The sequence below is a fragment of the Staphylococcus saccharolyticus genome (assembly GCF_900458815.1).
Classification (GTDB): domain Bacteria; phylum Bacillota; class Bacilli; order Staphylococcales; family Staphylococcaceae; genus Staphylococcus; species Staphylococcus saccharolyticus.
Map to the genome: position 1 here is coordinate 1,511,243 of NZ_UHDZ01000001.1, position 14,566 is coordinate 1,525,808.

Here is a 14,566-nt window from a genome sequence, read left to right on the forward strand (position 1 = left end):
TTTTTCCTCCTCATCATGTTAAATCATAACGGCATGACGTGCTTTTGCTATTTTATTTCTTGGTATTTCAATTTGTTTCACTTTTGACTTGTCTTTAACTTCCATAACTAGTAAATCATCACTAAATGATTGCAAAATGCCTAACCATTCTTTGTCTCCTTCAATAGGTGCATACAGAGAAACAAAGATATGTTGATCCACAGCATTATAGAAATCTTTCTCTTTTTTTAAAGGTCTCTCTGCTCCTGGAGATGCTACATCAAGATAATACATTTCAGTAATGGGATCATTGTCATCCACCACTTCACTAATTTTCTCAGAAGCTAAGGTACAATCGTTAAGATCAACGCCACCTTCTTTATCAATGGAAATTCTTAAGAATCGATCTTTTCCTTCTTTTACATATTCAATATCAACAAGTTCGAATTTTAAGTCGTCTAAAACAGGTTGTATCATCGTTTCGATTTGATCTGTAATTTTACTCATACAGGCCTCCTTTTTTGGCAAATAGAAAAGAGCGGGTTTACGCCCACTCTTCTGCCTGAGTTTAATCATTTTTTACACAGTTATAGTATATCATAAGTCTTATGAGTAAACAAACTTATAAAGTACAACTTAGTTTTTTATTACTCAATGTTAATCTAACTTCTAATTTATATTCAATTCTACATATCAAAAATAGAAAGTTGTGCTTTATCTGGTAAATCAGGAAGTGATCCCAATTCATCTAAGTATTCAATCACTTTTTGTGACAAACCTGCTTTTTTATTTAAGTCTTCTTTAGATAAAAATGGCCCCTCTTCACGTGCCTCTACGATTCTTTGAGCAACATTTTCACCTAACCCAGGTACAGCGACAAATGGAGGAATTAATGAATCTCTCTCGATAATAAAGTCAAATGCTTGACTTTTTTCTAAACTAATAGGTTGCATGCGATAACCTCGATGTGCCATTTCATTCATAATTTCTAAGACCGTTAATACATCTTTTTCTTTTTTACCTAAATCCATGTATCTTGAATACATATCTTTAACAGTATTACGAATGCTTGTTTTATCTTTAATCATTGTAATTAAATCAAAATCAGATGCTCTAATTGTAAAATATGCTGCATAATAATATAAGGGATGATGTACTTTAAAATAAGCGATTCTTACAGCCATTAATACATAAGCAGCTGCATGGGCTTTAGGGAACATATATTTAATCTTACGACATGAATCTAAATACCAATCTGGTACATCATTTGCTTTCATTGCTTCTACCATCTCATCAGTTAGGCCACGCCCTTTACGCACAAACTCCATTGTTTTAAATGCCATAGAAGGTTCAAGTCCAGCATACATAAGATATACCATGATATCATCACGACAACCGATAACACCAGATAAATCACAAATCCCTTGTCGAATCAATTCTTGAGCATTACCTAGCCATACATCAGTACCATGTGATAACCCTGATATTTGTACTAATTCTGAGAAAGTAGTCGGTTCAGTATCTTCTAACATTTGACGTACAAATCCTGTTCCAAATTCTGGCACACCAAATGTACCCGTCTTACATAATATTTCATCTTCTGTAACACCTAAACTCTCAGGACCACTAAAAATTTGCATTGTTTCTTTATCATCTACTGGTATAGTTTTCGGGTCAATACCTGATAAGTCTTGTAACATCCGAATCATCGTTGGATCATCATGTCCTAATATATCTAATTTTAAGACGTTATCGTGGATTGAATGGAAGTCGAAATGGGTTGTCATCCACGCTGCACTTTGGTCGTCTGCTGGGAATTGAATCGGTGTAAAATCATAAATATCCATATAATCCGGAACTACAATTATACCACCTGGATGTTGACCAGTTGTACGTTTAACACCTGTGCATCCTTTAACTAAGCGATCAATTTCTGCCCCACGTTTATGAATACCTTGATCATTGAGATAACCTTTTACAAATCCAAAAGCTGTTTTTTCAGCAACCGTGCCAATGGTCCCAGCTCGGAATACTTTATCTTCACCAAACAGGACTTTAGTGTAATTATGTGCATTAGGTTGATATTCACCACTAAAATTTAAGTCAATATCTGGTACTTTATCTCCTTTGAAGCCTAAGAATGTTTCGAAAGGAATATCTTGCCCTTCTTTAATCAAATCATTTCCACATGTAGGGCATTTTTTATCAGGTAAATCAAACCCAGATCCTACAGACCCATCGTCAAAGAATTCACTCGTTTTACAATGTGCGCATATATAATGAGGGGGAAGTGGATTTACCTCTGTAATCTCAGTCATTGTAGCTACAAAGCTTGACCCTACAGACCCCCTTGAGCCTACTAAGTAACCATCATCCAATGACTTTTTAACAAGCCTTTGTGATATTAGATAGATAACCGCAAATCCATTCCCGATAATACTATCTAGTTCCTTTTCTAAACGGTCGATAACAATTTGTGGTAAATCATCACCGTATAGCTTCTTAGCATTAGAATAACTTAGTTCTCGAATTTCTTCGTTTGCTCCATCCATTCGTGGTGTAAACAATTTATCTTTAATAGGTATAACTTTTTCAATACGATCAGCTAGGTCGTTTGTATTTTTAATAACTATTTCATACGCTTTGTCTTCACCTAAAAAGTGAAATTCATCTAACATCTCATTAGTAGTTCGAAAATGTGCTTCAGGCAACGTTGAACGATTTAATGGGTTGCCCGGTTGTGATGCAATTAAAATTTTTCTAGCTATCGCATCATGTTCAAACAAATAGTGCGCATTACCGGTTGCTATGACAGGTATATTGGCACTATCACCTGCTTCAATCAGACGTTGATAGATTCGGGTGAGTGTTTCATTATCACGAATTAATTCTCTATCCATTAAATCTTGATATAATGCAGGTGGCTGAACCTCTATAAAATCATAAAACTTCGCAATTTTTTCTACTTCAGCTTGATCTTTTTGCATCACAGCTGTAAATAATTCACCTTCATCACACGCAGTCCCTACTAAAATGCCCTCTCTGTATTCATTTAAAAGTGATCGTGGAATTCTCGGTGTGCGATAGTAATATTTAACTAATGAAGCACTTACAATTTTAAATAAGTTTTTAAGACCTTCTTGGTTCTGAACAATGAGAGTAACGTGTGTTGGACGTGCTCTTTTAAATGCATCCACATTCGTTAACTTCTTATTAATATCTAGATGATTAGTTACTCCTAACTCTTTCATTTGTTGAACCATTTTTATGAAAATATAAGCAGTGGCTTCAGTATCATAAATCGCCCTATGATGTTGCGTAAGTTCGACACCATATTTTTTAGCAAGGAAATTTAAACCATGCTTTCCGTATTCTGTATTGATTGTTCGTGAAAGTTCAAGAGTATCTATGACTCCGTTTGTCGAAGGACCAAAGCCTAATCGTTCATAGCCCGTATCGATAAAGCCCATGTCGAATGATGCATTGTGTGCTACATATATAGCATCACCTACCCATTCTTTGAATTCCTTTAATACTTCTTCAATTTCTGGCGCACCAGTTAACATATCATCTGTGATATGTGTTAAATTAATAATCGTTTCAGATAAACGTTCATGTGGGTTACTAAATCGTTCAAATTTATCAATAATTTCACCATTATGTACTTTGACTGCAGCCAACTCTATAATCTTATCGTATTGGTTAGACAGACCTGTAGTCTCTACGTCAAAAACAACGTATGTAGCTTCTTTCAAATCCCGATTTATCGGTTTATAGGCAATAGGTACACCATCATCTACAAGCATGCCCTCCATACCATATATCATTTTGATGCCATGTTTTTCAGCAGCATTATGCGCATCTGGAAATGCTTGCACTACATTATGGTCTGTAACAGCTATAGCTTGATGCCCCCATTTAGCTGCCTGCTCTACATAAGAACTGATATTAGGAATACCATCCATTTGACTCATTGCTGTATGAAGATGAAACTCTACACGTTTGTTCTCAGCTTTATCTTGCTTTGGTGTTTTTTTAATTTCTTCTATATCAGACATCATTATAACTAAATCTCGAACAAATGTATCTTCTTCAATACGTCCTTGAGCTCTCACCCATTTACCTACACTCAAAGCTTTAAAATGATTTAAATCGTCTTTATTTTTACGTGTAAACATTTTTAACACTAGAGAATCTGTATAATCTGTTACTTTTAATTCTACGATATGTCGACCACTTTTAAGTTCTTTAAGATTTATATCAAAAATAACGCCCTCAATCGCTACTTTAAATTCCTCTTCCACAATAGATTCAATAGAACGTAAGTGATCCACTTGTATCGGTTTACCTATTTGACATTTCTCTACAGTACTATCATTGTTGTCTTGTTGTTTAGCTTTTTCAGCCTTCATCTTTTCTAATTTTTCAGTCGCTTCTCTAGCACTTTGTTCATCTTCTTGTTGAATATGAGCTTCGAGTGATGCTAAGTCATCATCATGGTGTGAAATATCAGTTTCAAATATCACTTTATCTATGTCAAACCCACATTGTTTAAAAGCTTTAACTAAACTTCCGTTACACGCTTTATCAAAATGATTTCTTTCAATATCATTAGACACTAACACTTTAATAATGTTGCCTGACATAATGAGTTTCTTTTGTTTTAATTGACCTTTTACTTTGGGTGACAAGCATGTTTGATCAATGCAATGCGCAAAATACTTTAAAGCATATTCATCTTGTTGATTTGTATCTTTAATAGAAAAATGAATAGAAACTGTGGCTATTTCTTTGAACTCTTCTTTAATGGCATGGATAAATAGAAGGTAATCTTCTTGAGATAAGAAATGTGGTAATGAAATATGGAATTCCCATGTTCTATTTTTATTTGATACATCAATACGAGTTAATTCACCTTGTTCAATAATATCTTGTTGTAACTGATTTGATATCTTAATCTGATCGGCAAGCACTTTAAACTTTTCTTGACTTGTCATTGCCAAAATAATAACCACCTTAAATAATAAATACTTTATTTTTACTTATAATTTGTACGTACACCATTAATAAATTCCTCTGAAATTTACAAAACAAATTTGACTCATATTATACTACTGATTCGTTTTATTTTCATGAGAAAAAATTATAAATTTGGCAATAAAGAAGAGCAGGTTAGAATTCAAACTATCCTGAATCTAAGTTCCTGCTCAATTTTTAGTGCATTTTCACTTAATTGCAAATATATTTTAAATAATTACTTAAGATTTGTATACAAATTTGTTAAATATTGCTCTAAATCATTAATGTGAACGTCTTCACTCTCTCCATTGTGACGTTGTTTCACTTCAACAACGCCTTCTTCAGCTCTTTTACCTACTACAACACGAATAGGTAAACCAATTAAATCTGCATCATTAAACTTAACGCCTGCACGCTCTTTACGATCGTCATAAAGAACATTATATACATCATTTAACCGTTTATAAAGTTGTTCACTTAATTCACGTTGTTCATCTTTTTTAGGATTAATAGTAATAAGATGTAAATCAAACGGTGTGACTGATAAAGGCCAAATAATACCATTGTCGTCATTATTTTGTTCAACAATCGCACTTAACGTTCTTGATACACCAATTCCATAACAACCCATAATTAATGGTTGTGCTTTCCCTTGATTATCTAAAAATGTAGCATTCATAACTTTAGAGTATTTAGTTCCCAATTTAAATACTTGTCCAACTTCAATACCTTCAGCAAATTGTGCCTCACCAGAACCATCACTTAACATTTCGCCCTCTAGAATAAATCTAAAATCACCAAATTTTTGCACATCAAAATCTCTTCCTATATTAGCATTCATATAATGGTAACCATCTTCATTTGCGCCTACAACTAGATTATTTAAATCTTGAACAAAGTTATCTGCATAGATTTTAATCTCTTTATCGTGAATTGGTCCAAGAGAACCTGGCTCTGCACCTACTAAATTAATCATTTCATCTTGTGAAGCCATTTCTAAATTATCAGTGCCAAAATAAGATTTTAATTTAATTTCATTTAATTCATGATGTCCTCTGACTAGGACCATGATAAATTCACCATCTACTTTAAAAATCATTGTTTTCACAATTTCGTCAAGTGGTTTATTTAAAAAGTCTGCTAATTCTTGAGCAGTTTTAACATTCGGTGTTTCAATTTTATAAAGTTCCAATTGTTCTATTGGTTTCACAGAAGGGTGATAAATCACTTCAGCTTTTTCGATATTTGCAGCATAGTCACTTTTATTACTATAAACAATAGTATCTTCACCAATGTCACTCAACGCCATAAATTCATGAGTGTGATTACCGCCTATAGCTCCTGAATCTGCAACTACAGGGCGTGCGTTGATACCCACACGTTTAAAAATTCTACTATAAGCTTGATACATGTCTTGGTAGGTCGCATCTAAAGATTCTTCGTCAGCATGGAAAGAATATGCATCTTTCATGATAAATTCTCTTCCTCGTAATAAACCAAAACGTGGACGCTTCTCATCACGATATTTTGATTGAATTTGGAATAAAGTAAGTGGTAATTGTTTATATGATTTTAATTCATCTCTTACAAGAGATGTAACCACTTCTTCATGAGTTGGTCCAAGTGCAAATTCTCTACCATTGCGATCTTTTAATCGCATTAATTCTGGACCATAAGCTCCCCATCGTCCAGATTCTTCCCACAGTTCTGCTTGTTGTAAAGCTGGCATCAGAATTTCTACAGCATCTATACTTTCCATTTCTTCTCGTACGATTTTAGAAATATTATTCAGTACTCGTGTGGCAAGAGGTAAATAACTATAAATACCACTTGTACTTTGTTTAATTAAACCTGCTTTTAATAATAAGCGATGACTCAATGCTTCTGCTTCGGCAGGAACTTCTCTCATCGTTGGTATAAATACTTTAGATTGTTTCATTCTCTTTTTTCCTCCCTATTATAAGAAATACCGTTGTATGTCATTCCACGTCACTATTATCATAGTAATCACTACAAATAAAGCACCTAGAGCAATAATAGCTGTTTCAGCTTTTTTATTAATCGGTTTTCTAAAAATAGCCTCATAAAGAACAAATAAAATACGTCCTCCATCTAACGCAGGAATTGGTAATAAATTCATAATACCTAAGTTAACACTTAATAAAGCTGTATAAGCTACTAAGTTAATAATTCCTGATTTAACTACAGAGTCAACACTATGATAAATACCAACTGGTCCATTTAACATATCGAATGAGAACTCACCTGTAAATATGCTACCTAGCATAGCAACAACAGCAGTAAATATAAGTTTCCCTTTATCAAAGAAATTATAGACCCCATATTCAATTGGTTTGATAACATCATGTTCCAATTTGGGTGCAAAACCTATTTCATAACTCGTTTGAGTCTTTGTTTTAGTAATCTTTCTCTCGACCTTTTTAGGTTCAAGTTGCATGGTTTTAGTTTTACCATCTCTTTCAACTTTTATTGACGTTTTAGCAGTTTTATTTTGATCAAGAACACTTTTGATATCATCGAAACTTTTAATTTTATGATTACCAACTTGTACTATTTTATCATCTTTAAGCAAACCTGCTTCATCTGCTGGTGATTTTTTCACAACATAATCTATCGTACTCGTTGGTGTCCCTTGATAATAAGCTAAACCAATAAATAACGCTAATGCTAATATAAAGTTAAATAATGGCCCTGCGATTAAAGTTAAAAACTTTGATAATGGCTTTTTATGAGCAAATTGTCTATCTCTAGGAGCGATTTGAATAAGACTACCACTTTCAACAAAATATGCTGTTTTAGCAATTGAATAATGATGTCTTTCCTCATCAAAAGCAGTGATTCCTTCAATAAAAAGCTCATCTTTGAAATCACACTTTTTAACTTCTATAGCTTCAATTTGTTGGAATTTGTGTTGATCATCTAAAATAATATGAGAAATTTCATCATTATCATTTAATTTAATTTTGACGTTCATTCCTGGCTGAACTGGAGGCTCTTCTAGGCCATCTCCTGCCATCCTAACGTAACCACCTACAGGTAATAAACGTATTGTATATAAAGTTTCATCTTTTCTAAAGTTAAAAATCTTTGGTCCCATACCTATTGCAAATTCTGGACACATAATTCCAGCTCTTTTAGCGAAAAACATGTGACCATATTCGTGAACCGTGACGAGTACACCAAATACGATGATAAATGAAACTACCGTAACTAAAATGCTCATGCTCTACACCTCTATTAATATTGTGTTTGAATTTTAAAGATAAGAATTTGTACGTAAATGTTAATGGATAATATATGTCATTATAAAATGCTTAATAATAATAGCAAATTAATATATAGCTTTAATACAAAGCGGGTAAAGTCATTGATGAAAAGGAGTTAAGAAATATTGATCCTCGTTCAAAATTTCACTAACTCCTTAATTATAACATCTATCTTATTCTACAATTTATAACATTAAATTTGAATTAATAGAATATTTAATAATGGTAAAACAAACATAAAACTATCAAATCTATCTAATATCCCACCATGACCAGGCAAAATACGTCCCGAATCTTTAACGCCAAAATGACGTTTAAATCCAGACTCTACTAAGTCACCTAGTTGACCAAACATACTTAAAATAATTGTTACAAGTAATAAAGTCCAAATATTCATATGGAAATCAACAAAAAACTGCATGATTAATGGTACCAATATACTACAAATAATACCGCCGATAAAACCCTCAATAGTTTTATTAGGACTTATAACTGGCCATAACTTGTGTTTTCCCATTAATTTCCCCAAAATATAAGCACCTGTATCAGTTAACCACACAATTAAAAATGCATATAATATGTAATGCAAACCTTCTGAACGTGTTTCATAAAAATACATAAACCCTATACCTATATATGCAACAGTCATCAAACAAAAAGCTGCGTCCATGAAACTAAATCTATTCTTAGATAAAACAGTATAACTCAATACAATAAAACTCATCGCAATTAAACCTTTAAGTTGTATGACTTGAACCCAATCTCCCGCATCTTGAGGGAGCATGATTATAACTAATGCTAAAGCACTAATAAGTCCCGGTATAGATAAAAATTTAATCATATTCATATTTAACAATTCTTTTAATGCAATCAAAGCTAACAAGTAAGCGAAAAGCATTAATATCATGCCACCTTGAAGTAAGATAGGCAAGAATATTAATAAAGCAATGATTGCAGTTAAAGTTCTAACTTTCATTTGTTACTCCTCACTTAATCCCCCAAAGCGTCTTTGGCGTGATTGATAAATTTTTAAACATTCTTTAAGCTCATTTTCATCAAAATCTGGCCATAACTTCTCATTAAATATAAATTCACTATATGAAGCCTGCCATATTAAGAAGTTACTAATTCTTTGTTCCCCTGAAGTTCGAATTAATAATTCTGGATCTGGATATTTATGAGTCATTAAATATCGATTGAATAATTCTTCATCAATGATATCAGAGCTTTGATTATTTGATTGTAATTCCTTACAAATTGCTTTTACACCTTGTAAAATTTCGGCGCGACCTCCGTAATTAATTGCAAAAACAAGTGTTAAACCTGTATTGTGTTGAGTCTTAGCTTTGGCATGATCAATAGCCTCGATAGTTGATTGAGGTAACCCTTCATAAAAACCAATCGTTTCTACTTTGACATTTTTCTCAATTAATTCTGGTAAAAATGTTTTAATGAAATTAACGGGTAAATTCATTATGTAATTAACTTCACTTTCAGGTCTAGACCAATTCTCTGTAGAGAAAGCATATAGAGTTAAATATTTAATACCAATATTACTTGCTTCTCGAGTAATCTTTTTGATTGTTTGCATGCCTTCGTAGTGTCCTTTAATCCGTGGCATTCTACGTTTTTTAGCCCAACGCCCATTCCCATCCATAATAATGGCTACGTGTTCAGGTATATTATGTATGTCTAGGTCATTATTTTGATTTGTCTCACTCTTGTTTTTATTTTTCAGCTTTTTAAACATGGTCTTTCCTCCGAGCCTGATCGTCTCTGTTTTATTATATTAGTTAATTAAACAATCATCTATCATTTTATCATACTCTTTATCGCATTGAATAAGCAAATAAAAAAACTGTACCAAAGTCTTACTTGGTACAGTTTAGACTATAAAAACAACTATTGTCTATATTGATTTTTAAATACTAATCAAATATAGCTTCACATGTTTCTTCGGTAATATATTTTTGCATTGTTAAACAGACATAATATCTTTTTCTTTTTCATCAACTAATTGATCAATATCTTTAATTGAATTGTCAGTGGCTTTTTGTACATCATCCGTTTGATTTCTTAAATCATCTTCTGTAATGTCACCATTTTTCTCTTCTTTTTTAAGATGATCATTAATATCACGACGAATGTTTCTAATTGAAACTTTAGCATCTTCACCAATTTTTTTAACTTCTTTGACTAGTTCTTTACGTCTTTCTTCAGTTAAAGCAGGGATAGAAATACGAATGACCTCACCATCGCTTGAAGGATTGACACCTAAATTAGCAGCGATAATCGCTTTTTCAATATTGTCTACTGACGTTTTATCATATGGTGAAATAACAAGAAGACGTGCTTCAGGAACATTAATGCTTGCCAACTGTTGAACTGGGGTTGGAGCACCATAGTAATCTACTGTTACACCATTTAATAAATTAGAGTTGGCTCTACCAGCACTAATATTTGCTAATTCACGTGATAAGTTGTCGATTGATTTTTGCATTCTAGCCTTAGTATCTTTGATTATATCACTCATTTTTTACACCTCTAGATTATTTTGTGATTAACGTACCGATTTTTTCACCCATGACAGCACGTTTGATATTTCCTTCTTCCATTATAGAGAACACATTTAACGGAATATTATTATCCATACAGAATGAAGACGCAGTAGAATCCATTACTTGTAAACCTTCTTGTAACATTTGAATATGAGTTAAATGGTCATATTTAATTGCTTTGTCATCCACTTTAGGATCTGCTGAATAAACACCATCTACATTATTTTTACCCATTAAAATTACATCTGCTTCTACTTCAGCTGCGCGTAAAGCTGCTGTTGTATCAGTTGAGAAGTAAGGATTACCAATTCCAGCTGCAAAAATAACAACTCTCTTTTTCTCAAGATGTCTAATGGCACGACGACGAATATATGGTTCAGCAACTTGTTTCATTTCAATTGAAGTTAATACACGTGTGTCACAGTCTAACTGTTCTAAGCTATCTTGTAGAGCTAATGCATTCATTACCGTAGCTAACATACCCATATAATCCGCAGTACCACGGTCCATTCCTAAATCGCTACCTGTTTTGCCTCTCCAAATATTTCCGCCACCTACAATAACTGCAATTTCACAGTCCATTTTAGCAACTTCAGCAACTTGTTTCGCTACACTTTTAATGATAATTGGATTAATTCCAAACCCTTTATCACCTGCTAGTGCTTCACCACTCAATTTCAAGATTACACGTTTATATTTAGAAGTTTGAGCCATTTTCTTATCCTCTCTATAGTAAAAATATGTAAATATATAAGTAAAGAAGACACAAGTGCCTCCTTTCTGTAGCTATGAAATGATAGGCTAATAAAAAAGAAACGTATTAGGCGTCTTCTTCCTTGTTAACCTTTATGACAATTATTTCATTTGTCCTTTAACTTCTTCAGCGAAATTTTCTTCGCGTTTTTCCATACCTTCGCCTACTTCATAGCGAACAAAGTCAGTAAGTTGACCACCTTTAGATTTTAAGAATGCTTCAACTGTTTCATCTGGATTTTTAACGAAGTTTTGATCTACAGCACAAATTTCTTGTAAATATTTACGTAAACGACCTTCAACCATTTTTTCAACGATTTTTTCTGATTTACCTTCATTTAATGCTTGTTGTTTTAGTACTTCTCTTTCATGACTGATTTCTTCTTCACTTACTTGTTCAGAAGAAACATATTTTGGATTAATAGCAGCAATATGCATTGCGACATCTTTTGCTGCTTCTTCATCAGTTGTACCTTCAACTACAGTTAACACACCGATACGTCCACCCATGTGTAAGTAAGCACCGAATGCGTCGTTATCAGTTTTAGTTCTGATTACAAAACGACGAATACTTAACTTTTCACCAATTGTTGAAATAGCTTCTTTCATTCTTTCGTCAACTGTTTGACCACTAGCTAATTTAGATTCCATTAAAGCGTCAACAGTTTCAGCTTTGCTATCAAGAATTTGGTTAGCAATTTCTTTAACTAATTCTTGGAAACCTTCGTTACGAGCTACAAAGTCAGTTTCTGAGTTGATTTCAACGATAGCTACTTCATTTCCTTTGACTTCTACGTGTACAAGGCCTTCAGCTGCGATACGATCAGCTTTTTTAGCAGCTTTAGCAATACCTTTTTCACGTAAATAATCGATTGCTTTATCGATGTCACCATCTGTTTCAGTTAGCGCTTTTTTACAATCCATCATTCCTGCGCCAGTTTTTTCACGTAATTCTTTAACAAGTTTTGCTGAAATTGCCATTCATTATTCCTCCAATATATAATTGTATTTATAGATATACCCAAATTTTAGCATTAATTTAGGTTATATTTCCAATACTCTATCTAATTTTCAATTTTCTTTTTAAAAAAAGGTGATAAGCATTAGTATCTTATCACCCATTTAAACTATATCTTAGTTTGATTCAACAGAAGTGTTTTCTTCAATTGTTTCTACTTGTTCAGAGTCTTCTTTACCATCTAAATTGATGTTTTGTTCTGCAGCTACTTCTTCATTAGATACACCATGTTGACCTTCTAAGATAGCATCTGCCATTTTGCCAGTTAATAATTTAACGGCACGAATAGCATCATCGTTTGCTGGGATAACGTAATCGATTTCGTCTGGATCACAGTTAGTGTCAACAATACCTACGATAGGAATATTTAATTTACGTGCTTCAGCAATCGCGTTACGCTCTTTACGAGGATCAACAACAAATAATGCTTGAGGCATTGATTTCATATCACGAATCCCGCCTAAAAATTTAATTAAGCGGTCATATTCTTTTTTAAGTTCAACAACTTCTTTTTTAGGTAATACTTCAAATAAACCGTCTTCTTCCATTTTTTCAATTTCAGAAATACGTTTAATTCTTTTAGAGATTGTTTTATAGTTAGTTAAGATTCCACCTAACCATCTTTGGTTAACATAGAATTGACCTGCACGTTCTGCTTCAGCTTTAACTGATTCTTGTGCTTGTTTCTTAGTACCTACGAATAAGACTTTTCCACCTTCTTCAGAGATTTGTTTAACGAAGTTGTATGCTTCTTCAACTTTTTTCACTGTTTTTTGTAAATCAATGATATAGATACCATTTCTCTCAGTGAAGATATATTTTTTCATTTTTGGGTTCCAACGGCGTGTTTGGTGACCGAAGTGAACGCCGGCTTCTAGTAATTGTTTCATTGAAATTACTGCCATTTTAAATTTCCTCCTATTGGTTATTTACCTCCATAACTAACTGATATAAAGACAAATCATTTTCATTTGCACCCTTTATATTTAAATTAATTATGTGTGTATTGGCTTCATAGCCGTGAATTAATATATCATAACTCAGTACTAAAAGCAATGACTTTTTATTCGTCTTCGTAAGTCAACGCTTAAAGTGAAACATCGTAAATAACTTTAGTTTGTATAAAAAAAGAGTACCTTTAGACAAATGAGAGGATACTCTTTAGTTTGAAAAATAATTATTTATTTTTTTCCAATTCATCTAGGAATTTCTCTTTTTTAACTTTAATGAAAGTCCCCTTCATTCCTAATGAACGTGATTCAATAACACCAGCACTTTCTAACTTACGTAAAGCATTTACAATTACTGATCTTGTTATACCTACACGATCAGCTACTTTTGATGCTATAAGCAGACCTTCAGTACCACCTAACTCCTCAAATATATGTTCAATTGCTTCTTTTTCAGAATATGACAAGGAATTAATAGCCATTGTTATTGCAGCTTTATCACGAGCTTCTTTTTCTACTTCATTGTGCTTTTCTCGTAAGATTTCCATACCTATAACTGTTGCCGCATATTCACCCAAAACTAAATCATTTTCATTGAAGTCGTCTTGCACACGGCCTAAGACTAAAGTTCCTAGTCTTTCTCCACCACCTAAAATTGGGAAAATAGTCGTTCTACTATTTACAAATACATCTTTGTTTTCTGGTGGAAAGACAGTTAACTCATCATCAATTTCAATGTTAGATTCAGTTTGCTTAACGTCCATTAATTTTTCAGTGTATTCACGAGGGATATGTCTATCTTCCAACATATCTTTAATACGTTCACTTTTTAATAATTCGTTGAGACACGACCCTAAGATTTTTCCTCTTCTCGATACGATAAATACATTTGTAACTGTAACACTACTAATCGTTTGAGCAACATCTTTAAAGTCCACTGCAATGCCTTTATGTTTTTGTAATAACGTGTTTAATTCTCTAGTCTTAGATAATAAGCTCATA

General features: G+C 32.9%; 11 protein-coding genes. All 11 read right to left on the minus strand.

Features of this window, described 5'->3' with window-relative positions; genetic code table 11:
* Window positions 1–18: 18 nt before the first annotated feature.
* A complete protein-coding gene (gene rimP, locus DYE57_RS07450; protein WP_115313480.1) occupies window positions 19–486 on the minus strand; it encodes a ribosome maturation factor RimP in 468 nt (155 codons plus the stop codon).
* 179 nt (window positions 487–665) lie between these two features.
* Window positions 666–4,976, minus strand: a complete 4,311-nt coding sequence (locus DYE57_RS07455) for a PolC-type DNA polymerase III (RefSeq protein WP_115314131.1) — start codon at window positions 4,974–4,976, stop codon at window positions 666–668.
* A gap of 257 nt (window positions 4,977–5,233) precedes the next feature.
* Window positions 5,234–6,937 (minus strand): proline--tRNA ligase, encoded by a 1,704-nt coding sequence (locus tag DYE57_RS07460; RefSeq protein ID WP_115313481.1) that lies wholly within the window; start codon window positions 6,935–6,937, stop codon window positions 5,234–5,236.
* Between the two features lie 18 nt (window positions 6,938–6,955).
* On the minus strand, window positions 6,956–8,242 hold the full coding sequence (gene rseP, locus DYE57_RS07465; protein ID WP_115313482.1) for an RIP metalloprotease RseP: 1,287 nt from the start codon (window positions 8,240–8,242) through the stop codon (window positions 6,956–6,958).
* A gap of 236 nt (window positions 8,243–8,478) precedes the next feature.
* Complete coding sequence (locus DYE57_RS07470) at window positions 8,479–9,261, minus strand: phosphatidate cytidylyltransferase (RefSeq protein WP_115313483.1); 783 nt, start codon at window positions 9,259–9,261, stop codon at window positions 8,479–8,481.
* A 3-nt stretch (window positions 9,262–9,264) separates the two neighbouring features.
* Complete coding sequence (locus DYE57_RS07475) at window positions 9,265–10,035, minus strand: isoprenyl transferase (RefSeq protein ID WP_115313484.1); 771 nt, start codon at window positions 10,033–10,035, stop codon at window positions 9,265–9,267.
* Window positions 10,036–10,263: 228 nt separating this feature from the next.
* Complete coding sequence (gene frr, locus DYE57_RS07480; RefSeq protein ID WP_115313485.1) at window positions 10,264–10,818, minus strand: ribosome recycling factor; 555 nt, start codon at window positions 10,816–10,818, stop codon at window positions 10,264–10,266.
* Window positions 10,819–10,834: 16 nt separating this feature from the next.
* Complete coding sequence (gene pyrH, locus DYE57_RS07485; RefSeq protein WP_115313486.1) at window positions 10,835–11,557, minus strand: UMP kinase; 723 nt, start codon at window positions 11,555–11,557, stop codon at window positions 10,835–10,837.
* A gap of 141 nt (window positions 11,558–11,698) precedes the next feature.
* Window positions 11,699–12,577 (minus strand): translation elongation factor Ts, encoded by an 879-nt coding sequence (gene tsf, locus DYE57_RS07490; protein WP_115313487.1) that lies wholly within the window; start codon window positions 12,575–12,577, stop codon window positions 11,699–11,701.
* Window positions 12,578–12,730: 153 nt separating this feature from the next.
* Window positions 12,731–13,519, minus strand: coding sequence for a 30S ribosomal protein S2 (gene rpsB / locus DYE57_RS07495; protein ID WP_115313488.1), 789 nt, complete (start codon window positions 13,517–13,519; stop codon window positions 12,731–12,733).
* Between the two features lie 272 nt (window positions 13,520–13,791).
* The gene (gene codY / locus DYE57_RS07500) at window positions 13,792–14,565 is read right to left on the minus strand and encodes a GTP-sensing pleiotropic transcriptional regulator CodY (RefSeq protein ID WP_115313489.1); all 774 of its coding nucleotides are present in this window, start codon (window positions 14,563–14,565) and stop codon (window positions 13,792–13,794) included.
* Between the last annotated feature and the right edge of the window lies 1 nt (window position 14,566).